Origin of the sequence: Microbulbifer sp. TB1203 (genome assembly GCF_030997045.1) — a bacterium.
Taxonomy (GTDB): Bacteria; Pseudomonadota; Gammaproteobacteria; order Pseudomonadales; family Cellvibrionaceae; genus Microbulbifer.
This window is the reverse complement of record NZ_CP116899.1, coordinates 2011871-2037325: the sequence shown is the minus strand read 5'-3', so window position 1 is coordinate 2037325 and position 25455 is coordinate 2011871. Positions and strand designations below refer to the sequence as shown.

Sequence of the window (25455 nt, the reverse complement as noted above, 5' to 3'; positions counted from 1 at the left end):
GCCTATGGTTACCTATCTCTACTGGGCGGCGGTGATCGCCCTCGTCGTTCTTGCCCTCTTCGCCGGTAGCCGCCTGGGCCACCTGGGCAAAGGCGCCATTGTCGCCGGTATTATTTTCCTGGCCGGCTGGCTCGCCTACTACTTCCACTACCAGCAGGTGTTCGTGAAGCGCTTTGGCGGCGTTATGCATATCAAAGTGCCGAATGGACAGCGCCATCTCGGCTCTACTTGGAAGGACGACAACCTGTGGATCGAGAATTTCGATCCCAAGACCAATGAGTGCATCTTTTCCGAATACTCCAAGGGCAACCTGCTCGAAGGACGCGTCATCATCCGCAACTGCAATCCGCTGATGGAACAGGCTGTCCCCCGGCCGTAACGGAAGAACCGGCGACTCACCGGCGGAAGTATCGGAACAACAGGCGAATCCATTGCGAGTTTTAATTGGTATTCTGTTGGCGGGGTTATTGGTGATACCGCTGCAGCCGGCGCTGGCCATTCCGTTCTTCGACCGTCTGCCCGGATTTGAAGTGCGTATCCAGGGTAACGAAGCCCTGAGGGAATGGCTGCGCGAGGAACTGAAAAAACTGCGCAAGGGCAGCAGTCAGCTCAAAGCCTACGAAGACCCCCACGACGTGGCCCGCTACGAGCGCGGCTCCCTGGAAAAGTTGCTGCGCTCCCGGGGTTATTACTCCGCCCGCGTGCGCCAGTCGGTGAGCGGCGGCAAAATCCTCTACCAGGTCAACCCCGGTCCCCAATACCGTATCAAGAGTCTCTCCATTGATATGCCGGAACGCCTGCGCCGCGGTTTTGGCGGTGTGCCCCTGCGCGAGGGCGATCCGCTGGAAGCGAAGAAGGTGCTCGAGGGCGTGGAGACGATCGAGAAATATCTGGGTGAGAATGCCTGCCTGCTGGATATCGATGTCAGTTACCGGGCCACAGTAATCCACAGCGAGGCCGCCGCCCGCCTGGAATATATTGTCGCGCCGAGCCCGGAGGTGGTGGTGGGTGAGGTCAGGATCGAAGGGCTCATCTCGGTGGAGCCGGATTTCCTGCACAAGAAACTGCAGATTCACAGTGGCGACTGCTTCAGTCGCAGCAAGATCGATGCCGCGCGCCTGCGGCTGCTGCGCACCAACCTGATCGCCAGCGCCAACAGCGAGGTATCCAGCCCCCGCGGCGGCCGGGTGGATATCACCTTCGTGCTGAAGGAGCGCAGTCATCGCACGGTGAAACTGGGTGTGGGCTACACCTCCAGCGAGGGCGCCGGCGTCTCCGCCGGCTGGGAGCACCGCAATGTGCTGCACCGCGGGGAAAAAATCGAGATCGCGAGCAAAATCAACCCGGTGCAGCAGACCCTGAAAGGCCAACTGCTGGTGCCCCGCTTCCTGCGCGACGACCAAAACTTTTCCGCCAAGACAGAATTCTCCAATGAGGAGAGGGATTCCTACAGCGCCGAATCCCTGACCGTGGGAGCCGCGGTCAGCCGCAAATTGAGCAAGCACCGCACCGCCGGTGTGGGCACCGAGCTCAAATTCAGCCGGGTGGACGAAGAGGAGGGCACCACCGAGAACTACCGCCTGCTGTCCTTTCCCCTCGGCTTGAAATGGGATACCACCGACAACCTGCTGGACGCGCGCCACGGCGCCACCGCGGCGCTGGAAGTCAAACCCTATGTGGACCTGAACAACGACGACACCCACTTCGTGAAAAGTATCCTGGTGGTCACCGGCTACAAGACCGCGGAACAGGTGCGCTACGAACCCACGCTGGCGGTACGTGCCAGGGCAGGGATCATTTCCGGTATCGACAACCTGGAGATACCCGCGGACGAGCGCTTCTACGCCGGTGGCGGCGGCTCGGTGCGCGGCTACGGCTACCAGGCCCTGGGTCCGCGCCTGCTGATACCGCCGGAAGAGCCGGGCGGCGAACCGACCCTCTCCGATCCCATCGGCGGCCGCGGTCTCAGCGAGATTTCCCTGGAGGGCCGCTTCCGCTTCAGCGACACCTGGGGCGGGGTGCTGTTTGTCGACGGTGGCAACGCCTACGCGGACCCCAGCCCGGATTTTTCCGATCTCTTCTGGGGCGCCGGCGTAGGGGTGCGCTATTTCACCTCCTTCGCGCCCCTGCGCCTGGACCTCGCCGTTCCCCTCGACCGCCGCGAAGGCCTCGACGACGGGCTCCAGGTCTACGTCAGTCTCGGGCAGGCGTTCTGATATGTGGGGCGCACTCACAGCCTATCTCTCCGCTGTCGTCCGCGCCTTGGGCTCGGTGGCGCACAGCCTGTGGCACGGACTGGGCGAGCGGCGCTCGCTGCTGTTCAGCCTGCTGCTCGCCCTGCCGCTGGCATTGCTACTGCTGCTGGGCACCGAAGGGGGGCGGGTGCTGCTCACCCACGGCACCCTTTACGTCGCTGAAAAACTGGTTCCCGAACTGAGGATCGAGGCGGGGGAGATCGGCAGCGAACACCTGGGCGGCTGGACTTTTTCCCGCTTGAAAATCCACTACGGCCCAGAGGTCCTGCTGGAAGGCCGCGGGCTGGAGGTGGATGTCAGCCTCGGCGGATTGATCGGCAACCGCATCGACATCGAGAAGATCGGCGCGGAGGAATTAATTTTCAATGACGATGTGCTCGAGGAGTTGCTGGAAGCGCAGAGGCAGGCGGTCCGCGATGCGGTCGAGCCCCCTGAGGAGAAAGCTTTCTCCCCGCCGGCCGTGCGCCTCGGTTCGCTGCAGATCGACCGCCTGCAGGTGATCGACCGGCGCCTGGCCGGGTTGCCGGCGGTCTCGGTCAGATCCAGCGGGCGCTATCTGTGGGAGGGTGAACCGGCGGGGATACAGTTGGAAGTGCGCGAACTGAACGGCGCCGGCCTGCAGCTGATCCTGGAGGGTAGGGAGGTCGAGAACCGGCGCTACGTGCTGGAGTTCTCGGCGAAGGAAAATCCCGGGGGCTTTGTCGGCACCCTGTTGCAACTGCCGCAGGGGCAGGCCCTGGACGCCGAGGGGCACCTCGCCCTCTGGCAGCCGGGAGACGACCAACTGCTGCTGCATATCGAAAGCTTTTCCCTGCCGCTGGTGCAGCATCGTTTTTCACTGTCTGGCCGCGCGGCGCTGACGCTGTCTCCCTGGAAACTGGCCACCGAAGGTTTGCAACTGCGTGTCGACGACAGCCGGCACCACATTGCCGGCACCGTCAGCGGGGAAACCGTAGACGCGGAAATTCAGTTCAACCGCCTGCCGCTGGCGATCTCACGCCCCTGGCAGGATGTCTTGGACGGCGGCTATCTCTCCGCCGACCTGAAGATCAAAGGGCCGCTGAAGCTGCCGGCGGTGTCCGGCACCCTGGACCTCGACAGCCGCTACAGCGGCCAGCCGCTGCGCCTGCAGGGGCTGGTGCAGACCCGGGACAAGATAATCGTTATCGACACCGCCACAGTGACGCTGGCGGACGCGCAACTGGCAGCGCAGGGCAGCGTGGATATCGCCGGCGAGTCCCTCGACCTGAAGGGGGAAATTCACCGCTTGGCGCTGGACAGTATCCGCGAACTGCTGGCCGCGCTGCCGCAGACCGGGGAGGTGGAAATTCCGTCGGACCTGGGCGGCAGTGTGGAGCGGCTGCAACTGTCCGCCAAAGGCCCATGGAAAAACCCGGCACTGACCGTGCAATTGGATGCCGCCCTGGTCTACCGCCAGTTGGATGCCCAACTGCGGGCCGGCGTCCGGGGCGATCTCAACCGGGTGACTCTCAGCGAGATTCTGCTGGACAGCGAGCGCCTGCGCATCGACGGCGACGGTACAGTGGATATCGCCGGCGAGAGCCTGGACCTGAACCTGAAGGTGAATGCGGAGGATTTTCGCCCGGCCGAACAGTTGGGCTTGGCCGCCGCCGAGGGTGTTGCAATGGACATGACCGCGGAGGTGGATGTCGCCGGTCCCTGGAAAAACCCCCAGGCGTCCGCGCGTATCCGGTCCGACGGCAGCTATCGCGACTACCGCTACCAATTGCGCGGCGGTGCCGCCGGGGACCTGGACAAGATCGACCTGAACCGGCTGCGCCTGGACCTGTTCGCCGACAGCGGCGCGCGCCGATTCAGTGCCCAACCCTTGCGCGGCCCCCAGTCGCTGATCTCTGAGCGCTCTCAGTCCGACATAAGCTCCAGCCCGCAGCAAAGCCGCGTTGCCACCCTGGCCGCGGACGCGGAGCGACTGAGCCGCGATGGCAACGCCTGGCTGGAAGTGGATGGCATTATCGAGCCCAGGGCGGCGAGGGCCCGGGGCCGGATGGCCGGGCGCAATATCCCGGTGTCCCTGGCGGAACTGGCGGGGGTGGCATTGCCCCCTTCCCTGGAAGGCGAAATCAGTATCGACGGCGAGTTTTCCGGTCCCTTCGCCAATCCCGAGGCCCGCGCCGAGGTCCTGGGGCTGGGGGCTTTTCGCAGCGAGCCCTGGCAGCTGCAGGGAGACCTGGCCTACGGCGGTGGCCGGGTGGCGCTGTCGGAAGTGGAACTGGTGTGGGCGGAGCGCAACCAGCTGTCCGCCCACGGCAGTCTGGACCGGCAGCGGCTGGACCTGGAAGTGCGCGGCCGGGCGGTACTGGCGGATTTTGACGAATGGCTGGCGGCGGATATCACCGAACGGGGAGAGGTGACTCTGTCGGCCACCGCCGCCGGCAGCCCGCAGCAACCCCAGTTGGAAGGCGAGTTCAAGCTGTTGAGCCAGTCGCGGGGTCGCGGTGAATCCGTGCAGCCCCTGGAGCTGGTGTTCGATTGGCATACCGAGGGGGAGAACCTGCAAATGACCCTGGACGCCCGCCACGGCGCGCGCCGCGCCATCGACGCCCGCGCCCGGCTGGCGGTGGCGCCGATACTGGAGCAGCTGTTTGCGGACACGCCGCCCGGCGCGCAGAAGCCCCCGCTGCCGCTGAAGCTGGACAGCAGCGGCAGCGCGGACCTCGCGGTGGTAGCGGCATTTATCGATCCGGAGATCCACGCCATGAGCGGGCAATTGCGCTTCGAACTGAATGCCGACGGCACCAGCGAGCGGCCGAAACTGCGCGGCTACGTCGATCTGGAAAATGGCTCCTATGAACACCGGCCCACCAGCACCCGCCTGCGCCGCATCGACTTCGCCGCGCGCCTGACCCCGGAAGCGTGGCGCATCGAGCGGGCCCGCGCGGAGGATACGGAAAAGGGCAGCGTGAGCCTGGCCGGCGCGGTGCGCTTTGCGGAGGGCGTGCCGCCGGTGCTGGATTTCAGGCTGCGCGCGGACAGGGCGCACCTGCTCAATACCCCGGCGGTGCGCGGCGCCATCTCCGGCGAACTGACGCTGACCGGCGACACCGGGGACGCGCAGTTGGGAGGCGTGCTTACCCTGCGCCCCCTGGAAGTGCAGATCGAGCAGTTGATCGGCAGCAGCGTGCCGGAGATCGAAGTGGTGGAAGTGGACTTGGACCTGGACCTGGAAGGTTCGCAACCGGAGCGGGTGCCGCCGCTGCTGCAGAATATCGCCCTGGCGATACAGGTGGTGCTGGACCAGCAGTCCTACGTGCGCGGCCTGGGGCTGGATTCGGAACTGCGCGGCAAGGTGGATATCGCCGGTACCGCGGCCAAACCGCGCGCCGCCGGCGAGCTGCGCATCGTGCGCGGCAGTTTCGACTTGCTGGGCAAGCGCTTCGAACTGCAGGAGGGGCAGGTGCAGTTCGAGAACAACGAGGCGGCTATCTATGTGAAGGGGGTGCACGAATACAGCGACGGGGAGATTACCGCGGAAATCACCGGCACCACCCGGGACCTGGATGTGACCTTCAGTTCCTCTCCCGCCGCGCCCCAGGACGAGATCTTCGCCCAGCTGCTGTTCGGCAAATCGCTGTCGGACATTTCACCGCTGCAAGCGGTGCGCCTGGTCAGCGTGGTGCGCACCCTGCAGAGCGGCGGCCCCACCTTCGACCCCCTGGCCAAGACCCGCGACCTGCTGGGGGTGGACACCCTGGATATCCAGCAGGAGGAGGCCGCCGAGGGCGAGCAGGACCAGTACGCCCTCAGCCTGGGCAAATACATCACCAACCGCATCTACATCGAACTGCAGCGCAGCACCGACCCCCTCAACCCCTGGCAGGCGGAAATGGAGATAGAACTGAAGCGCAATCTCAGCCTGGAGATCAAATCCGCCGCTGAGGGGGAAAGCGGCGCCGGCAGTGTGGAGTTGCAGTGGAAGAAGGACTATTAGTTCTGGGGACAATGGCGCTAAGTTAAGGGCTCGGGCGGCCCTGCTACCGGGGGCTTTTTGCGGGACACGCCGTGAATCCATCCCTGGAGGCTTGTCCGCGAGGTCCCTCTCGCAGACAGTCCCGCAAAAAGCCCCCGGCATCAGGTCCTTCGCATCATGGTTATCGCTTAACTTAGTGCTGGGGATTCGGCTCCCCTCTCCCCTGCGGGGAGAGGGGCTGGGGGAGAGGGGCGGGGGCGCCCGCAGACCGTTGTAGGAGCGGCGGGGCGGCCATCCGCCCATGGCCGCGATCGGCCTTACCTTCGCAGGGAAAGCGATGGAAAGATTCCGCCCGGACCGGCGCCACTTCATCAAGTTGTGCACCGTCGCCGGCATCTCAATATTCGCCGCGCCGGCCCTGTGGCAGCTGAGCCGCGGGCAGCCGGTCGAGAAACGACAGCCGGATTGGCGGGGCCCGGGCGGCGGGCCCGCCTTCCGCACCGACGGCATCGCCAAGGTCACCGGCAATAAAATCTTCGGCCGCGACTTCCGCGCCGTGGACATGCCCGGCTGGCCCGATCGGCAGCACTACGCCTTTGTAGTGCGCTGCAACCGGGTGGAGCGGCGCTTCAGCGGTTTCGACTGGTCGCAGATTCCCATCGGCGCCGAGCCCTACGCCCGCGTCACCGCCCAAACACTGCAACAGCAGGGGATAAAACTGCCGGAATTCTACGGCGACCTGATGTTGCTGCCGGAAGGCGAATCCCCGCGCTACTACGGCCACGCCGTGGCCATGCTGCTGTTCGACAACTTCGAGAAGTACGCCACCGCCAAACAGGCACTGCAATTCAGCAAAGAGTTCATTCGCTACGGCGAGCAGACCCCGCCGGTGGAGCGGGACCCCTACGCCAGCTGGCGGATTATCCGCGTGGAGGGCCCGGGTGGCCCCACCGGCGAGGACCTCTACTCGCCGCTGGACGACGGGCTCTTCTTTCCCCAGTACCGCGACCACAAGGCGGTGTGGCCCAGGCACGCGGACCAGGCCGGCAGCGTCAGCGAGCGCGGTATCTACTACGCCGGGCAGATTCGCGAACGAATCGAACAGGAGAGCACCGCGGGTAACTGGCATCTGGTGGAGGGGGAGTACCGCACCCAGATCGTCGAGCCGATGATGATGGAACCGGAGGCCAGCAACGGTTGGCTGGACGCCGACGGCAAAACCCTGCATATGGTGCTCACCAGCCAGTCGCCCCAGGACTTCCAGGAAATGGCCGCGCAGTTGGTTGCCCGGAGCAGCTTTGCCGGAAAAATAGAAAACCTGGTGGTGCACTCCGGTTTCGTGGGCGGCGGCTTCGGAGGCAAGGACCACTCGATTTTTCCCTACTACGGCCTGGTGGCGGCGCTGTTCGGCGGGGCGCCGGTGCGTCTGGCCAACAACCGCTTCGAACAGTTCCAGGCGGGGCTCAAGCGCCACCCCTTCCATATGAGGAATACCCTGGCGGTGGATAAAAACACCGGCAAGTTTCAGGCGCTGCTGTCGGAAATGCAGGTGGATGGCGGCGGCCGGCAGAATTTCAGCCCCAGCGTGGCCATGGTGGGCGCCAGCGCCATCCAGAGCATCTACTACTTTCCCAGCAACGATATTTCCGCGGTCGCCAACTATTCCATGAACGTGGACTCCGGTTCCATGCGCGGCTACGGCACCATGCAGACCATGAACGCCATGGAGATGATGGTGAACCGCGCCGCGGAAGAACTGGGTGTGGACCCCATCGAACTGCGCCTGCGCAACGCCACCGAGACCGGCTGGCGCAATACCCAGGGCGCGGTGCCGCAAGTAAAAGTGCGCTATCGGGAAATACTGGAAAAGGCCCGCGCCCACCCCATCTGGACCGAGCGCGCCCGGCGCAAGCAAGACTTCGAGGAAAAGGAGCCCGGCTATTTCTTCGGTACCGGCTTCGCCATCGCCACCAAGGACTACGGTACCGGCGGCGCGGCTCCCAGCGCCGCGGTGCAGTTCGACGAAAACGGCGAACTTTCCCTGGCCATCGGCTTTATGGAAATGGGCACCGGCACCCAGACTTCCCAGGCGGTCCTGTTGGAAAAGACCCTGGGCGCACCGGCCAGTGAGTGCCACGTGGCGGAGATCGAGGCCTGGAATGCGTTGCAGCAGTTCCAGACCGAAAGCCCCTATACCATGAGCCAGGCGCACCAGGACAAGATGTCCGCAGAGCCCTTGTGGACACCGGTGGTGGCCATGGCCAGCTCCGCCTCCATGTCCTCCTATTTCCAGAGCCATGCCACCGAACAGGCGGCGGAGATTCTGTTTCATCACGGCCTGCTGCCGGCGGCCCGGCGCCTGTGGCAGGCGGAGGAGATCGATCCCGCTCAGCTGCAGTGGCGAAACGGCGGGCTGCACTATCAACAACTGCCGGCGCTGTCCCTGCGACAACTGGCGCGGGAAGCCCACCGCAGTGGCCTGGTCACCGGAGCCATGGTTCACGCCTTCAATCGCTGGAAGTGGGCGGAGGCGGATTTCGGACTGGACGGCGAAAACCGGACCTGGGTGATCGACGGCCTGGCCCTGCGCCGCGGCCCGGGAAGCGACAGCGGCGGAAGGGGAATAAGCTCGGCGGACTATCGAGTGGTCAAACGCCGCGCGGTGCGCTATCCGAAAACCTCCCTCAACAACGCCATGGTCACCTACTACGCGCCCACCGCTGCGCTGGTGGAAGTGGCGGTGAACAAGGGCACCGGCGAGGTGAAAATTCTCGGGCTGCAGAACTACATGGAGTGCGGCCGCCTGATAGTGCGCCAGTTGGTGGAGGGGCAGATCGAGGGCGGCGTGGCCATGGGGGTGGGGCACGCGCTCTACGAAGGGCTGCCGCCCCTGGCCGAGGGCGCCGGCAATGGCACCTGGAACCTGAATCGCTACCAGGTGGCGCTGGCCCGGGATGTGGCGGTGTGGAACCAGCGGCACGAGATACTGGAACCCGAGTCGGAGACGGACCCGCACAAGGGCATCGCCGAAGTGGTGGCGATTCCCATTGTCGCCGCCCTCAGCGAGGCCATCTACCAAGCTACCGGAATCCGCTTCAATGACACCCCGATCACCCCGGAAATTCTGCGCCGGGCACTCAATCCAGAGGTGTAAATGGCCACTATCCCCGTATCCATGACAGTGAATGGCGAGCCGGTGGTCATGGATGTCCCCGAGTACACCTCGATACTGGATTTCCTGCAGGAGTATTTGAATCTCACCGGCACCAAGCTGGGCTGCGGCATCGGCGTCTGCCACGCTTGCGTGGTGGTGCTGGAACGGGACGACGGCAGCCTGGAATCGGTGCGCACCTGTATCAACGGCGTGGGCCGTTTCAACGGCAAAAAAATCGTCACTGTGGAGGGGCAGGCGAAACGCAGCGCCGATGGAGAAATCGAGGCGCTGTCGCCGATACAGCAGGCCTTCCTGCGCCACTTTTCCTTCCAGTGCGGCTGGTGTACCCCGGGTTTTGTCAACGCCGCCACCGTGCTGCTCGACCGCCTGAAACGGGAACCGGTGCCCGCGGACAAACTGGAGGACACCATTACCGAGGCGCTCCACCACCATATCTGCCGCTGCACCGGCTATGTGCGCTACTTCCGTGCGATCAAGGAAGTGATCGAGTCCACCCCCGGGCTGGTGAAACAGGTGGAATAGAATGGCGATACTCTGTTTGGCCGGAATTGTAGGATGGGCAAAGGAGCGAAGCGACGTGCCCATCGTCCACCGCTTGTTAGCATTGTTGTTAATCGGCGCAGCGGCCTCCGCAGAGACCCCGGTGGAAAAAGGCCGCTACCTGGCCGCCGCCGGCGACTGCATCGCCTGCCACACCGCCACCGGGGGTAGACCTTTTGTGGGCGGGCGGCCCCTGCCAACGCCCTTCGGCACCATCTATTCGACCAATATCACGCCCGACAGGAAAACCGGCATCGGCAACTACACCCTGGAGGATTTCGACGCGGCCATGCGCCGGGGCAAAGGCCCCCACGGCAACCTTTACCCGGCCATGCCCTACACCTCCTACTACCTGATCGACGGCGAGGATATCGCCGCGCTCTACAGCTATTTCATGCAATTGCCGCCGGTGGAATATTCGCCGCCGAAAAACCGGCTGATCTTTCCCGCCAACCTGCGTTTCGGCCTGAGCGCCTGGAACTGGCTCTATTTCGACGACGGGAAAAAGTTGCCCCAGCCCGGCGATAAGAGTGCCCAGTGGCAGCGGGGCAATTACCTGGTCAACGCCCTGGGCCACTGCGGCGAGTGCCACACCCCGCGCAACCTCGCCCAGGCGATGGAAATGGAACACCGGTTCGCCGGCAATGTGCTGGAGGGCTGGGACGCGGTGGATATCCGCCCCCAGGCGCTGCAGCGGCAGGGCTGGACCCGCGGACAACTGATGGAGCTTTTTACCACCGCCAGCAGCGAGCGCGGCACTTTGTTTGGCGAGATGTTCCGGGTCGTGAAGCACAGCCTGAGGCACCTTTCCGAGGAAGACCTCAACGCGATAATCACCTACCTGCTGGACGGCGGCGAAAGTCGGCCTGCGGATTTTCACGACCTGGAACAGGCGGCCGCGCGCTATCCGGCCGGGCGCCGGGATTTTATCGCCTACTGCGCCGGTTGCCACGGCCGCGAGGGCAGGGGCATCCTGCTGGCCTTCGCGCCACCCATGGACGGCAACGCCGCCATTCGCGCGCGGAATCCCCACAACAGCATTGCAGTGATTTTGCGCGGCCTGCCGGAGCAACGCCTGAGCCGCACCCGCGCACGCGCCGGCATGCCCGGTTTCCACCGCGAACTGGGCGATGCGCGGGTGGCGGAGCTGGTGAACTTTATGCGCAGCGCCTGGGGCGACGCCGAAGCCGAGGTGAGCGCGGAGGAGGTGGCGAAAATACGCCGGGAACTCTCGGATCACGGATACCTGGGAGCGCGGGAATAAGTCGCTTTGGCTCACTCTCCGTGGGTGCTCCGGTTTCGCAATCAATGTCGATCGGCCGGAGGAGTTTCACCCAATAGATCGCAGGGATCGATCCGGTAGAGCGCACAGAGTTCCCGGTACAGTTCCGGATGGGCCGCTCGCATCGCCGCGGGTGTCACGAAAAAGGATTCCGTAATTACCGCGAAGAATTCCGCGGGGGACTCAGCGCCGTAGAAGTCCAGAACCGGAGGAGAATCCTCATCCTCTCCCCAGTGGTCCCGTTTCTGGCGCAGCAGCTCGAACTCCCGCTTCAGCACCGGGGCCCAGTTTTTTCCCTCGCCGGCACTGGCAAACACCGGCCGGCCGTCGTAACTCCCGTCCTCCTCGTCCAGCTTGTGGGCAAACTCGTGCAGCACCACATTGCGCCCCTCCTCCGGGTGCTGCATATCCTGCTCCAGGTCCCCCCAGGACAGCACCACGGGCCCCCGATAATGCGCCTTCCCCTCCCTCGCACTGTGCGCCGTGGTCTCGATATGGTTCTCCACATAGGTCTCCCGGGCCACGTAGGTTCCCGGGTACAGCAGCACCGTGCGCAGATAGGGATAACAGCGGTTCTCCCGGCCCAGCAACAGCAGGCAGGCAAAGCCGGCCACGCAGATACGCATAGGCTCCGTCACCTGCAGCCCGTTGCAGCCGACGAACTCCTTGTCGTGCAGGAACAGGCTCATATTGGCCTGGAGTTCTGCTTGCCGTTCCGGGGGAAGGTGGCGGTAGAGGGGAAGGTTTTCCTCCAGCAGACGAATCTGCTTCGCGCCCAGCGGCCTGGCGCGCAGGCGGTGCCGGCGCCAGCGGTGGTAGTAGATGGGGACCAGCCAGATCAGGATGGCCAGGAGGATTATCGCTAGAAAGATGTCCATGGGATTTGATGCTTATTCTTCGTTCAGGGGATTTTAGGGAATTCCGTATTTGCGTGCGAGCCGGTCTATATCCTCCTGTGACCGCCTGCGTTTGGTGCATTTGATTTTAAAGGACTGGCTGACATTGCTGTCGATATCGAGTGGGACCAGTTCCCGGATTTCAGCACAGGTATTTCCGTTTTGAACAAAGGTACCATTGGCGGTCATAAATTCAGTATCCCTGGATTTGAATTTTCTCACCTTGTTGCGTTCTCGGGCGAGTTTTTTGGCGAGCCTGGGGTCGAATACGGTGGAGCGCTCTTTGGCGCCGTCTGTGGTTGGGAGTTGCTGAGTAGTTTTTGTGATGGCTTCGTTTTTGTTACTTGTCGCTGGTGCGGCTGCTGTTGCATCGGGTCGCGACGGCGGGTGGTTTAGTTTGTCTGGCTTGTTTTCTTTGGCGGGCCCGGTGCTGGAATCGACTTTGCTGGATGCTGTTGTATCCGCAGCCGTTTCCGTTTTGTCATTTTTATAAGGGGCGGCTGTTAGACCTGTTGCCTTATGGTTGTTGTGAACAATGGTAATTTGGATTGAGTTGTTGGCTGGTTCGGTTTTGGACGGCAGAGCGAGGGGAAGTGACAGTAGGGCTATGTGCAAGAGGGTAGCGATCAGCAGGGAGAGGGCCAAGCGCGGGGAAAAGATGGTATCGGGTTGTGATTGGGCAGAGTGGTGCACGGGTTGCCTGTGACATTCCTTGGCTGGCTTCCCGTCGGGAAGGCATTTTGAATTTAGTGACTATGAGTTTTGGGGTGGGGGATGGTTCCGTTGTGCGGTGGGGCTGAGTGGTTGGGGGGCGGGGAGGATGGACTCCAAAAACGCTTTGGCGTTTTTGGACCCTTCGGGCTCGCGGCGGCGCCGCCCGGTCCAAGCTCGCTCTCGCGAGCTTGTCGAACCTGGGGAGGAAGGCTAACTCGCGCCATACAAAAAAAGGCCCCATCCTGGCGGATGGGGCCTTTTTTTGTATGGCGCGCTCGGGAGGATTCGAACCTCCGACCGCCTGGTTCGTAGCCAGGTACTCTATCCAGCTGAGCTACGAGCGCGTTGTGGGTGCGAACTATAGTGAGTTGACCTTGTCTCGTCAACTCTTTTTTAAGAAAAATATCCTTAAAAATCCGCAGCTTACGAGCTTTCCTGGTCCTTTTGAGGTGCCGGGGAAGCCGGTAGGGCGCGCATTCTGCCCCGGTGTGAGGCGCTTTGCAAGCCCCTGGTTAAAGATAGCCGTTACGGCCGCCGGAGGCCTGGGCGACCGGGTAGCCACTCCCGGCCCGGCGGGGGTCGGGCTGCGGGGAAACTATACTGGGCCAAGCGACAGGGACTATTTTCATGGTGTACGCCGCCTCCGGGGCTTGGATGCGTCCCGGGGCGCGCTTTTGTGCCCGGGTGCCTATGACCGATGAGCCGGATGGCGACAAAGATGTCCGCCCGCAGAAGCCGCCGCTGCAGCCGATGCCGTGGGGGCGTTACCTGGTCTGGATTCTTGTTTTCCTGGCGATAACCCAGTTCTGGGCGAACTTCCAGCAGCGGGAGGAGCGGCAGCAGATCTCCTATAGCGAGTTCAAGGAAAAGCTTCGCGCCGACGAGGTGGCCAGCGTGACCCTGAAGGGCGACCGGCTGACGGGAGAACTGAAGCGGGCGGAGAGCCAGCGGAAGCCGGCGGACAAAACCCTACCCCCCACGCATTTTGTCACCATCCTGCCTCCGGTGGAGGATCCGGAGCTGATGTCCCTGCTGGAGGAGCACAGGGTGAACATCCAGGCCGAACCCGGCGAGGAGGGTTGGTGGTCGCGGCTGCTGCTGCTGATGCTCCCCTGGATACTGATCATCGGCCTCTTCTGGTACGCCGGGCGCCGGATGCAGGAGCGGATGGGCGGCGTGGGTGGTATGGGCGGCGGGCCGGGGGGTGCTTTTGGGTTTGGCAAATCCAGGGCCAAGCGCTTCGAGCGCGGCGAGTCGAACGTGACCTTCGAAGATGTCGCGGGGCTGGAGAACGCCAAGAAGGATCTGCAGGAGATCGCCGGCTACCTAAGGGATCCGGAGCATTACCGCAAACTGGGAGCCAAGATTCCCAAGGGCATACTGCTGATGGGGCCGCCGGGCACCGGCAAGACCCTGCTCGCCAAGGCGGTGGCCGGCGAGAGCGATGTGCCTTTCTACAGTATCAGCGGCTCGGAGTTTATCGAGATGTTTGTAGGCGTCGGTGCCTCGCGGGTGCGGGATATGTTCGAGAGCGCCAAACGGGAGTCACCGTCGATCATTTTTATCGACGAGATCGATTCGGTGGGCCGCGCCCGGGGCACCGGCATCGGCGGCGGCCATGACGAGCGCGAGCAGACCCTGAACCAGATCCTCGGCGAAATGGACGGCTTCGACCCCCATGAGGCGGTGGTGGTGATGGCGGCCACCAACCGCCCGGATGTGCTCGACGCCGCGCTGATGCGCCCCGGCCGCTTTGACCGCAAGATCACCCTGGACCTGCCGGATAAGCGGGCCCGCCGCTCGATCCTGGAGATACACTCGCGGGAGGTGCCCCTCGACGACGATGTCGACCTGGACCGGATGGCGGCGCTCACGGTGAGTTTTTCCGGCGCGGACCTGGAAAACCTGATCAACGAGGCTGCCCTGCTGGCTGGGCGCGAGGACAAGCCCGCGGTGGATATGGCCTGCCTGCTGCTGGCGCGGGACAAGGTGGTGCTGGGTGGCGAGCGGGAGATGGTGATCGGTGACGACGAGAAGGAGATCATCGCCTACCACGAGGCCGGCCACGCCCTGGCCGCCAGCCTGCTGCCCAACGCCGACCCCTTGGACAAGGCCACCATTATTCCCCGCGGGCGCAGCCTGGGGGCCACCGAGCAGATTCCCGAGGAGGAGCGCCATAGCCTGAGACCCAGCTACCTGCGCGACCGTATCGCGGTGATGCTCGCCGGCCGCGCCTCGGAACAGGTGGTCTTCAACGAAATCAGCACCGGTGCCGAGGAGGATCTCAAGCAGGCCACCACTCTGGCGCGGCATATGGTGACCCACTGGGGTATGAGTGAAAAGCTGGGGCCGGTGGCATTCCGTCGCGGCGAGGAGCACATCTTCCTTGGGCGGGAAATGGCGCAACAGAAGGATTTCAGCGAGCACACGGCGCAGATTATCGACGAGGAGATCGGCGAGCTGGTTCGTAAGCTCGAGGGGGAGGTGAGGGAACTGCTGGAGAAGCACCGCGACCAGTTGGATATGCTTGCGAAGGCGCTGCTGGAGAAGGAAACCCTGGAGTCCGGGGAAATTCAATCGATTCTCAAGCGGGAAAAAAAACGCAAGGGCTAGGAGTGATCCCGGCTATCGACACGAGGCTTCAGGCCATCCATTCGTATCCGGTGAAAACCATTTCTGAGCAAAGAGATAACTACTCACTCCTGTGACACTGAGCCGAGGTCTGGGCGGCCCTGCTAGCGGTAGCCGTTCATTCATCAGCCGCAGGCGCTTTTCTCGAACGGCTACCGGTATCAGGGCCTTCGCATCAAGATCCGGTAATCTTTTTTCCGAATCTCGAATCTCGAATCTCGAATCTCGAATCTTGAATCTTGAATCCCGAGTCCCGAGTCCCGAGTCCCGAGTCCCGAGTCCCGAAGGCGAGCAGTTACAGGGAAAGAATGATTTCGATCGCAGCTCAGTCGGCCTGGCAGCGGGGACAGTACCAGGCGGTGCGGCCGGCGGCCGACAGGCTTTTCAGTGTTGCGCCACAGGCGGGACAGTGGCCGCCCTGTTTACGATGTGGCAGGAGAAATTTGTCCGGCATCCGCTCCGGTTCGGCTTTCTTTTCTATGGCCGTTTTCAGTACGGAGCTTATTGTGCGGTAGAGTTGCTTGCGGTCCTCTTCGTCGAGATCCTGGAGGGAATGTTTAGGGTGAAGGCCCGTCTGGAACAGTATTTCGTCGGAATAGATATTGCCGATGCCCGCCAGGCTGTGCTGGTCCATCAACCAGGACTTTACCTGGCCGCGGCGTTTGGAGAGCTTCTGAAGGAATTGTTCCTCACTGATGTCCAGTGCATCCTCTCCCAGCTCCCTCGCCTCGATCCATTCCTCCGGTGAGTCCGCCAGGGCGATGCGGCCCAGTTTGCGCGGTGCCGTGTAGGCGAGTTGATGATCGTTTTCAAATTCGATGGATAGCCGCGTGTATTTGGGCCTGCCCGCATCCTTTTTCGAGTAATGCAGCGATCCGGACATGCCGAAATGCAGCACCAGCCATCGCTCGCCGGTGTCCGCGAACAGGTATTTTCCATGACGCCTGGTGGACTGGAAGTCACGGCGCTTGAGGGCGCGCCCCAGGCCCTGAGGCGAGGTCTCGAACAGCAGCGCGGGTTCCTCCACATGCACTCGGGAGATGCGCTGGTGCAATGACGTTGCGTTGAAGTAACGGCGGAAGTTTTCGACGTCGGGTAGTTCAGGCATGGCTATTTCTTGAAGAGCTTTTTCAATTCTTTAAAGGAGCGGCAGTTGATTACGTCCTTGGCCTCGAGCCAGCCCCGTCGGGCCTGGTCTACACCGAAGCGCATATAGTTCAGGTTGGAGCTGCTGTGGGCATCGGTGGCGATGGATATTTTTACCCCCATTTCCTTGGCCATTTTGCAGCCGTCGTCGGTGAGGTCCAGGCGCTCCGGCTGGGCGTTGAGTTCGATAAAGCAGCCGGAATCCCTGGCGCCCCGCAGAACTTTTTCCAGATCGATTTCGTAGGCGTCCCGTTTGTTGATCAGCCGCCCGCTGGGGTGGCCGAGAATATTGAAGTAGTCGTTGTCCATGGCCTTCAGTATGCGCTCAGTCTGTTTCTTCCGCGACAGGTCGAATTTGTGGTGTATCGAGCCGACGACGTAATCCAGCTTTTTCAATACACTGTCCGGCAGGTCCAGGGAGCCGTCTTCCAGGATGTCCACTTCTATGGACTTTAGCAGGACGATATCGTCGAGTTTCTCGTTCAGCTTGTCGATTTCCTCGATCTGCTCCAGCAGGCGCTTTTTGTTCAGGCCCTTGGCTACCGTAAGCCGTTTTGAATGGTCGGTGATGCCCAGGTATTCGTAACCCAGTTCCGACGCCGCCTGCGCCATTTCCTTCAATGTATTGCGGCCATCGGTTGCCTTGGTATGGGTGTGCAGATTGCCGCGGATATCTTCCAGGGTGATCAGTTTCGGCAGCTTGCCTTCTTTTGCCGCATCCAGTTCGCCGCGACTCTCGCGTAGTTCCGGTGGGATATAGGGAAGGCCGACCTTTTCGTAGACCGATTTTTCGGTCTCGCCGGCGATGCGCTTGTCGCCCTTGAAAACGCCGTACTCGTTGATCTTGTAGCCCTTCTTGACGCCCATTGTGCGCACGGCAATATTGTGCGATTTGGAGCCGGTAAAATAGTGTTGCGCGGCGCCGTAGCTCACCTGGGGTACCACCCGCAGGTCCACCTGCATCCCGGAGCGCAGGTAGACGGTGGAGCGGGTCTTGCCTTTGGATACCACCTCGTCCACTTCGTCGTAGTCGGTGAAGTGGTCCATGATCGACGAGTCGCCTTTTTTTCCGGTGAAGCCTCTTTTTGCGGTGACCAGTATATCCAGGTCGCCAACCGTCTCCTTGCGCCGGCGGTAGCTGCCGGCGATGATGATGTCCTTAATCCCCTCGGCCTTTTTCAGGTATTCGACCAGTGGTTTGGCGATGTCCTCCGCGTCCATCAATTTGGTGCGCTCCTGGCCGCCGGCATAGCGCTCGATATGCTTGCGGATTTTCTCCTCGCTCTTTTCCCCAAAGCCGGATACCTCGCGGATCTTGCCCTCCTGTGCGGCGATTTTGAGATCGTCCAGGCTTTTGACTTTGAGTTTCTTGTACAGGGTCTTGACCCGTATGGCGCCCAGGCCTTCGATTTTCATCAGCTCGCTCAGCGCGGGGGGCGTGCGCGATTCCACTTCCTCCAGCAGCGGCAACCTGCCGGTTTCCACCATAACGTGGATTTTCTCCGCCAGGTCCTTGCCGATATCCGGAAGCTCGGACAGGTCTTCCCCGTCCTCCAGCAGATCCGACATGCCTCTCGGATAGCCGCGCACCGTGCGCGCGGCGTTGCGGTAGGCGCGCACTCGGAAGGGATTGGCATTTTCGATTTCCAACAGGTCGGCCAATCTTTCGAAGCTGTCGGCGATTTCGCTGTTGTGCATCGGCATGGCAAGTTACCTCAGGAATTCCCGAGCAATTTCAGGAATTCCTTCTCATCGAGACGTTTCACCCCTTTTTCTTTCGCTTCATCCAGTTTGCTGCCAGGATCTTCTCCCACCACCAGGTAGTCCGTTTCACCACTGATACTGGAGGTGGTCTGGGCGCCCAGGGCTTCGACGCGCTCCTTGGCTTCGTCCCGGGTCAGCTTGTCCAGTCCCCCGCTGAATACGAAAGTCTTGCCTTTCAGGGGCTGTTTACCGCGCGTGGGCATGGATTGCACGCGGACGCCGCTCTTGCGCATCCGCTCCAGCACTTCGCGGTTTTTGTCATCGGCGAAGAAGTTGGCAGTGGCGGCGGCCACTTCCGAGCCGATACCGGGTATCTTCGCTATTTCCCACTCACAGGCATCGGCCAGTTTTTCCAGGGAGCGGAATTCCCCGGCGAGCTGCTTCGCCACCTTCCTGCCCACGCGGGGAATACCGAGGGCGAACAGGAAACGGTCGAGGCGCGGTTTTTTAGCGCCCTGAATGGCGTCGTACAACTGGGTGGCGGAGCGCTCGGCGAAGCCATCCAATGACTTGAAATCGTCCGTATCCAGGGTGTAGAGGTCCGCGAGGTTGTGTACCATCTCCCGCCGCACCAGCTGATCGGCGGCCTTTTCCCCCAGGTGATCGATATTCATCGCATCCCGGGCCGCGTAGTGCTGGATGTGGCCACTCAGTTGCGCGGCGCAGGAGAGGCCGGCGGTGCACAGGTGGTAGGCGCCCTCGCGCACCACTTTAGAATTGCAGACCGGGCAGCGCTTGGGCATTTTAAAGATCTTGCCGCGCTTCCTGCCGGGCTGTACAACCCGCTCCTCCACTTCCGGAATCACATCGCCGGCGCGAATGATGCGCACGCTATCACCCACGCGGATATCCTTGCGCTGCACCTCCCCCTCGCTGTGCAGGGTGGCGCGGCTTACGGTGACGCCGCCGATATCCACCGGCTGCAGCAGGGCGACCGGGGTCAGTATGCCGGTGCGACCCACCTGCACCGCGATATCCTCCACCTGGGTCACCTCCTTGCGGGGTTCGAATTTCCAGGCGATCGCCCAGCGGGGATTGCGGTCCCGGGTGCCCAGGGCTTCCCGCAGGCTGTGGTCGTTCACTTTGATAACGATGCCGTCAATTTCGTAGTCGAGATGGTCGCGGCGTTCGGCGAGTTTGCGGTGGTAGTCTTCGATCTGTTTGAGGGAGGAGGCGGATTCATTCAGCGGGCTGGTCTTTAGCCCCCAGCGGGACAGCTGCTTCAGCACTTCTTCGTGGGTCGGCGGCAGGTCTCCGTCGAGCGCGAGTATCTCGTAAAAGAACAGGCTCAGTGGCTTGCCGGCAACCTGGCGCGATTTGTACTGGCGCATCAACCCGGCGGCGGCGTTGCGGGGATTGGCGAAGGGTTCCTCGTCGCGTTCCACCCGCCGTTTATTCAGGGCCAAAAACCCGTCCCTGGGCATAAAGACTTCACCGCGGACTGCCAGGGTGGCGGGCGCGTCATCCCGGTGCTGCAGCGAGAGCGGCAGTGCGTGAATCGTTTTCAGGTTATGGGAGATGTCCTCGCCCACTTCACCGTTGCCGCGGGTGGTGCCGTATTTGAAGCGCCCTTTTTCGTAGATCACTTCCACAGACAGGCCGTCGAACTTCGGCTCCAGGACGTACTTGACCGATTGGCTGTCCGCTTTTTTGCACGCCGTTTTCAGGAAGGATTCAATATTTTTTTCGTCGAGACTGGCCTGCAGGCTGAGAAGCGGCACCTTGTGTTTTATCTTTTTCAACTGGCTGACCGGTTCGGCGCCAACGCGTACTGTGGGCGAGTCTCCGGACCGGAGATTGGGGAAGGCTTCTTCAAGGTCCTGTAGCCGTTGAAACAGTTTGTCGTAGACGGCGTCGGAAATTTTGGGCGAGTCTTTTACGTAGTAGAGATGGTCGTGGTAATTGATGCCTTCGCGCAGTGCGCGAATCTCCTCGGTGGCTTCTTTTTTGCCGAGTTTGTCGATGCCCTTGAAATGGGTGTCAGGATTGCGTTTGAAATCCATATGGATATGAAGATAGCAGTGGAATCCGGTTTTCCCCTGCCGAGGGTTCGCGGCGATTGGATTCCGGCTTGCGCCGGAATGACGGAGGTGCGAGGGCGGGTTTTGTATTCGACCTAGGCCGCTGCGCTTACCGCCAGCTCCCGCGCGAAGGCGTCCTCGATCACCGAAGCCTCCCGGTGGCGCTTGATCTTTTCGAAGAAGACCCCGGCTTCCGGGTAGGCGAGTTTCAGGTAGGCCAGCCACTGCTTGATGCGGTTGCCCAGGTACTTGGTCGGGTAGCACTCGCGGGTGATCTGGTAGTAGTCCCACAGCAGTGCGGCTACCTGCTGCCAGACCATGGGCGTGTAGTCCCGCCCGCTGCACAGGGCTTTGATCTGCAGGCCCAGGTCCGGGCGCGCCAGCAGGCTGCGGCCAAACATAAAGGCGTCGCAGCCGGTCACTTGGTGGCAGCGGAGAAATTCGTCCGGTGTCCAGATATCGCCATTGGCGATCACCGGGATATGCAGCTGCTGGCGTATCTCACCGATATATTCCCAGTAGGCAGGGGGCCGGTAGCCGTCCACCTTGGAGCGGGCGTGCACGGCGAGTTCGCCGGCACCGCCGGCTTCGGCGGCGCGGGCGTTGTCCAGGTAGCTGGACCTGTCCTGGTAACCCAGTCGGATTTTCGCGGACAGAGGAGTCGAGTCGGGGATGGCGCGGCGCACCGCCGCCACTATCTCCTCCACCCGCCTGGGACTCTGCAGCAGACAGGCGCCGCCGTCGCTGTTGTTCACGGATTTGGCCGGGCAGCCGAAATTCAGGTCGATGGCGCGGGCACCCACTTCCACCGCCCTGGCGGCGTTGTAGGCCATGGCCCGGGGATTGCCGCCCAGCAGTTGCAGGCGCACCGGGGTGCCGGTCGCGGTGGCGGCATCGGTTTCCAGTTCCGGGCACAGGCGCACAAATACCCGCCGCGGCAGGCGGGTGTGGGTCACCCGCAGGAATTCGGTGACGCAGATATCGATACCGCCGATGGCGGAGAGCAGGGCGCGCAGATGGTGGTCGATCACGCCTTCCATCGGGGCCTGGTAGAGCCGGGGAGTAACGGAGTCTGTCTTGTCGGTCATTGTTGATTGGGGTAACCACTGAATCTGGGCGCGGATTCTATCATGGAGCCGCCAGTGGCAAATGGTAGGAGCGGCCATGGGCCGCTCCTACCGGCGCGCGGTCATTCCGGGCGTTTCGATAGTTGCTACTGCAACCAATAACCGTTTGATTTTGCGGGTTTTTTGTAACGATAATAGCGGCCGCCAAAGCAGATCTAGGGGGAAAAAGTGCAGGAGACATTACTGCAACAGGGGCTGGACATTACGCTGTTCGGCATGGGAATTGTTTTTACTTTCCTGTTTTTGCTGGTGATTGGTACCGGCATTATGTCCCGCATCATCATCCGCTATTTCCCCGAGGCGGAGCCGGCGGCTCCCGCTGTCGGCGGCCAGGCTGCCGGCGATGCGCACCTGCGCGCGGTGATCCAGGCGGCGATCGAACAACACCGAAAAAATAAAAGACGCTAATCGTTCGCCGAACAACTTCAATCAATTGCCGAGAGAGACGACCCATGACTGAGGTTAAAAAGCCATTGGGAATCACCGACGTGGTTCTGCGCGATGCCCACCAGTCACTGTTTGCCACCCGCATGCGGCTGGACGATATGCTGCCCATCGCTTCAAGCCTCGACAAAGTTGGTTTCTGGTCACTGGAGTCCTGGGGCGGTGCCACTTTCGATGCCTGCATCCGCTATCTGGGCGAGGACCCTTGGGAGCGCATCCGCGAGCTGAAAAAAGCCATGCCCAACACGCCGCAACAAATGTTGTTCCGCGGCCAGAATATTCTCGGCTACCGCCACTACGCCGACGACGTGGTGGAGAAATTCGTCGAGCGCGCGGCGGAAAACGGCGTGGACGTTTTTCGCGTGTTCGATGCCATGAACGATATGCGCAACCTGCAGACCGCTTTGCGCGCGGTGAAGCGGGTGGGCAAACATGCCCAGGGCACCATTTCCTATACCGTCAGCCCGGTGCACACCCTGGATTTGTGGGTGGACCTGGGCCGGCAGATCGAGGACATGGGCGCGGATTCAATCTGCATCAAGGATATGGCCGGCCTGCTGCGTCCCTACGAGGGTTACGAGCTGGTGAAGCGCCTGAAGGCTGCGGTGGAAATTCCCATTCATATGCAGTGCCACGCCACCACCGGCCTTTCCACCGCCACCGCATTGAAATGCGTCGAGGCGGGAATCGACAATGTGGACACGGCGATTTCCTCCATGTCCATGACCTACGGCCACAGCCCCACCGAAGCTCTCGTGGCCATCCTGCAGGGCACGGATCGCGACACCGGGCTGGATATCGAGCTGTTGGAAGAGATCGCCGCCTACTTCCGCGAGGTGCGCAAGAAATACGCCAAGTTCGAGGGTTCCCTGCGCGGTGTGGACTCGCGCATCCTGGTGGCCCAGGTGCCCGGCGGTATGCTGACCAATATGGAAAACCAGCTGCGGGAGCAGGGCGCCGGGGACAAGCTGGACCAGGTGCTGGAGGAAATTCCCCGGGTGCGCGAGGACCTGGGTTTCCTTCCCCTGGTCACTCCAACCTCCCAGATCGTCGGCACCCAGGCGGTACTGAACGTGCTCACCGGCGAGCGCTACAAATCCATCTCCAAGGAGACCGCGGCAGTACTCAAGGGCGAGTACGGCGCGACCCCGGCCGCGATGAACAAGGAGCTGCAGGCAAAGGTGCTGGACGGCGCCGAGCCGATCAGCTGCCGCCCGGCGGACCTGCTGGAGCCGGAGCTGGAAAAGCTCACCGCCGAGCTGCGGCAGAAGGCCAATGACGAGAGCGTTCCGCTGACCGATGGAGAGGGGGAGATAGACGATGTGCTCACCTATGCGCTCTTCCCGCAGATCGGCCTCAAGTTCCTCAAGAACCGCGGCAATCCCGACGCTTTCGAACCGGTGCCCACCGGCAATGAGGGCAATGCGGTCACCAATGAAAACGGCGAAGAGGTGTATACGGTCACCGTTGAGGGCAAGAGTTACACAGTAACCGTGGCCGACGGCGGGGATGTCACCGGTATGGTGCCGGTTTCCGGCGGAGCCTCCGCCGGCAGCGCTGCGGCCCCGGCTGCCGGTGGCGGCAAACCGGTGGCGGCGCCGCTGGCGGGCAATATCTTCAAGGTGCTGGTGAACCCCGGCGACCAGGTGACCGAGGGCCAGACCATTATCGTGCTGGAAGCCATGAAGATGGAGACCGCGGTCAGCGCGCCGCGGTCGGGCAGCGTCACCGAGGTGGCGGTGAAAGAGGGCGATTCCGTGGCGGTGGGCGACACCCTGCTGTCCATCGCGTAACCCGGTTAGGAGTCGCTTGTGGAAAACCTTATCAATCTCTGGCAATCCTCCGGCGCCTACCAGATGGCGTCGGGCCAGTTTGTGATGATCATGGTAGGCCTGCTGCTGCTGTTCCTGGCCATCAACAAAAAGTTCGAGCCGCTGCTGCTGGTGCCCATCGGCTTCGGTGGCATCCTGGCGAATATTCCCGGCGCGGACCTGTCCCTCTCCGCCGCGGAGGCGGCGGTGGCGGGTGGCGATCCCCGTGTATTGCTGCAGATGGCACAACTGCTGGGTGTGGAGCAACTGGAATCCGCCTATGCGTTTGAATCGGCGCTGAAGGAGACCCTGGGCAATGCACCGGCGGCGCTGCAATTGCGGGCTGAGCAGGTGGCGCTGGATGCGGGCTACAGCAACGGCATGCTGTATAACTTCTACTCTGTGGCCATTGCCTCGGGAGCGGCGCCGCTGGTGATCTTTATGGGCGTGGGCGCGATGACCGACTTCGGCCCGTTACTCGGCAACCCGCGCACCCTGTTCCTGGGCGCCGCGGCACAGTTCGGCATCTTTGCCACGGTGCTCGGCGCGGTCGGCCTGTCGGTGGCCGGCATTATGGATTTCTCCATCGCCGATGCCGCAGCCATCGGTATTATCGGCGGCGCCGACGGTCCCACCGCCATCTATGTATCCAGCCTGCTGGCCCCGGATCTGCTCGGCGCCATCGCCGTGGCCGCCTATTCCTATATGGCGCTGGTGCCGCTGATCCAGCCGCCGATCATGCGCGCGCTGACCACGCCGGAAGAGCGCAAAATCGAGATGGTGCAGCTGCGCCATGTGAGCAAGCGGGAGAAGATCACTTTCCCGCTGCTGCTGCTGATCCTGGTGGCGCTGTTCCTGCCGGACGCGGCGCCGCTGCTGGGGATGTTCTGCTTCGGCAACCTGATGCGCGAGTGCGGTGTGGTGTCGCGCCTGTCGGATACCGCGCAGAACGCGCTGATCAATATCACCACCATCTTCCTCGGTCTGTCCGTGGGTTCGAAGCTGGCGGCGGATAAATTCCTCGATCCGAAAACTCTCGGCATCCTCGCCCTGGGTATTGTCGCCTTCGCCATCGGCACCGCCGCCGGCGTACTGATGGCGAAATTGCTGAATCTGGTGAGCAAGCACAAGATAAACCCGCTGATCGGCTCCGCCGGTGTTTCCGCGGTGCCCATGGCGGCGCGGGTATCCAACAAGCTGGGGCTGGAAGCCAACCCGCACAACTTCCTGCTGATGCACGCCATGGGCCCCAACGTGGCCGGGGTGATTGGCTCCGCGGTGGCCGCCGGGGTGATGATCACTATGGTTCGCGCAATGACCGGCTGACGCCCGGGACCGCGGAGCTATTTACCCTCGCAGCTGAAGGCTCCAGCTCCGCTCGCGGGCCCAAGGCCCACGCCCACGGCTTCCCGGTCCTTAACAGGCACCGGGGCGGCCCTGCTGCCGGTGGTTGTTCGCGGCACGGGCTGGGCGCCCCCCTTAAATCCATCCATGGAGGCTTGTCCGCGAGGTCCCTCTCGCAGACAAAACGGCAGGACTGCCGTTTTTGGACGCCGAAGGCGCCCGGAGGGCGAGGACCAGGGATGGTCCGAGTCACAGTCCCGCAAAAAGCCTCCGGCATCAGGACCTTCGCATCGCGCTCCGGTATTCTTTTCCGGGTGTCCCCGACCGGGCATCGGAAATATCCCCTTTTGCCATCG

General features: G+C 62.4%; 16 protein-coding genes and 1 tRNA gene. 10 read left to right on the top strand and 7 right to left on the bottom strand.

Annotation, left to right across the window (positions count from 1 at the left end; genetic code table 11):
* The first annotated feature begins 4 nt into the window (after positions 1 to 4).
* The 6 genes from PP263_RS08665 to PP263_RS08640 all read left to right on the top strand — a co-directional run bounded on the left by PP263_RS08665 (position 5) and on the right by PP263_RS08640 (position 11183).
* A complete protein-coding gene (locus PP263_RS08665) occupies positions 5 to 379 on the top strand; it encodes a hypothetical protein (RefSeq protein ID WP_308368005.1) in 375 nt (124 codons plus the stop codon).
* A gap of 52 nt (positions 380 to 431) precedes the next feature.
* Positions 432 to 2216 (top strand): BamA/TamA family outer membrane protein, encoded by a 1785-nt coding sequence (locus PP263_RS08660; RefSeq protein WP_308368004.1) that lies wholly within the window; start codon positions 432 to 434, stop codon positions 2214 to 2216.
* A 1-nt stretch (position 2217) separates the two neighbouring features.
* Positions 2218 to 6225, top strand: coding sequence for a translocation/assembly module TamB domain-containing protein (locus PP263_RS08655; protein ID WP_308368003.1), 4008 nt, complete (start codon positions 2218 to 2220; stop codon positions 6223 to 6225).
* 316 nt (positions 6226 to 6541) lie between these two features.
* Positions 6542 to 9358 carry a molybdopterin cofactor-binding domain-containing protein gene (locus tag PP263_RS08650; RefSeq protein ID WP_308368002.1) on the top strand — a complete coding sequence of 939 codons (2817 nt, stop codon included), beginning with the start codon at positions 6542 to 6544 and terminating at the stop codon, positions 9356 to 9358.
* Positions 9359 to 9901, top strand: a complete 543-nt coding sequence (locus PP263_RS08645; protein ID WP_308368001.1) for a 2Fe-2S iron-sulfur cluster-binding protein — start codon at positions 9359 to 9361, stop codon at positions 9899 to 9901.
* A gap of 1 nt (position 9902) precedes the next feature.
* Positions 9903 to 11183 (top strand): cytochrome c, encoded by a 1281-nt coding sequence (locus PP263_RS08640; protein WP_308368000.1) that lies wholly within the window; start codon positions 9903 to 9905, stop codon positions 11181 to 11183.
* Positions 11184 to 11224: 41 nt separating this feature from the next.
* Here PP263_RS08640 and PP263_RS08635 read toward each other — a convergent pair whose 3' ends face one another.
* The 3 genes from PP263_RS08635 to PP263_RS08625 form a co-directional block, all read right to left on the bottom strand.
* The gene (locus tag PP263_RS08635; protein ID WP_308367998.1) at positions 11225 to 12079 is read right to left on the bottom strand and encodes a zinc-dependent peptidase; all 855 of its coding nucleotides are present in this window, start codon (positions 12077 to 12079) and stop codon (positions 11225 to 11227) included.
* A 33-nt stretch (positions 12080 to 12112) separates the two neighbouring features.
* Entirely contained in the window at positions 12113 to 12790 is a 678-nt protein-coding gene (locus tag PP263_RS08630) for a hypothetical protein (protein WP_308367997.1), read from the bottom strand.
* A gap of 288 nt (positions 12791 to 13078) precedes the next feature.
* A tRNA-Arg gene (locus tag PP263_RS08625) sits at positions 13079 to 13155 on the bottom strand.
* A 346-nt stretch (positions 13156 to 13501) separates the two neighbouring features.
* On the opposite strand from PP263_RS08625, the gene ftsH reads away from it, so the two are divergent.
* Positions 13502 to 15424 (top strand): ATP-dependent zinc metalloprotease FtsH, encoded by a 1923-nt coding sequence (gene ftsH / locus PP263_RS08620; protein WP_308367996.1) that lies wholly within the window; start codon positions 13502 to 13504, stop codon positions 15422 to 15424.
* Between the two features lie 343 nt (positions 15425 to 15767).
* Here the strand turns inward: ftsH and PP263_RS08615 are convergent, their stop codons facing one another.
* From PP263_RS08615 to PP263_RS08600, 4 genes are all read right to left on the bottom strand, one after another.
* Complete coding sequence (locus tag PP263_RS08615) at positions 15768 to 16550, bottom strand: DNA-formamidopyrimidine glycosylase family protein (RefSeq protein WP_308367995.1); 783 nt, start codon at positions 16548 to 16550, stop codon at positions 15768 to 15770.
* 2 nt (positions 16551 to 16552) lie between these two features.
* Positions 16553 to 18292 (bottom strand): DNA polymerase/3'-5' exonuclease PolX, encoded by a 1740-nt coding sequence (gene polX, locus PP263_RS08610; protein ID WP_308367994.1) that lies wholly within the window; start codon positions 18290 to 18292, stop codon positions 16553 to 16555.
* A gap of 11 nt (positions 18293 to 18303) precedes the next feature.
* Positions 18304 to 20355 carry an NAD-dependent DNA ligase LigA gene (gene ligA / locus PP263_RS08605; RefSeq protein WP_308367993.1) on the bottom strand — a complete coding sequence of 684 codons (2052 nt, stop codon included), beginning with the start codon at positions 20353 to 20355 and terminating at the stop codon, positions 18304 to 18306.
* Positions 20356 to 20468: 113 nt separating this feature from the next.
* The gene (locus PP263_RS08600; RefSeq protein WP_308367992.1) at positions 20469 to 21461 is read right to left on the bottom strand and encodes a tRNA-dihydrouridine synthase; all 993 of its coding nucleotides are present in this window, start codon (positions 21459 to 21461) and stop codon (positions 20469 to 20471) included.
* 207 nt (positions 21462 to 21668) lie between these two features.
* Here PP263_RS08600 and PP263_RS08595 point away from each other — a divergent pair, with 207 nt between their 5' ends.
* From PP263_RS08595 to PP263_RS08585, 3 genes are read left to right on the top strand one after another with little or no spacing between them, the layout of a single operon-like run.
* The gene (locus tag PP263_RS08595) at positions 21669 to 21908 is read left to right on the top strand and encodes an OadG family protein (protein ID WP_308367990.1); all 240 of its coding nucleotides are present in this window, start codon (positions 21669 to 21671) and stop codon (positions 21906 to 21908) included.
* A 44-nt stretch (positions 21909 to 21952) separates the two neighbouring features.
* On the top strand, positions 21953 to 23737 hold the full coding sequence (gene oadA / locus PP263_RS08590) for a sodium-extruding oxaloacetate decarboxylase subunit alpha (protein ID WP_308367989.1): 1785 nt from the start codon (positions 21953 to 21955) through the stop codon (positions 23735 to 23737).
* An 18-nt stretch (positions 23738 to 23755) separates the two neighbouring features.
* Positions 23756 to 25081 (top strand): sodium ion-translocating decarboxylase subunit beta, encoded by a 1326-nt coding sequence (locus PP263_RS08585; RefSeq protein ID WP_308367988.1) that lies wholly within the window; start codon positions 23756 to 23758, stop codon positions 25079 to 25081.
* The last annotated feature ends 374 nt before the right edge of the window (positions 25082 to 25455 follow it).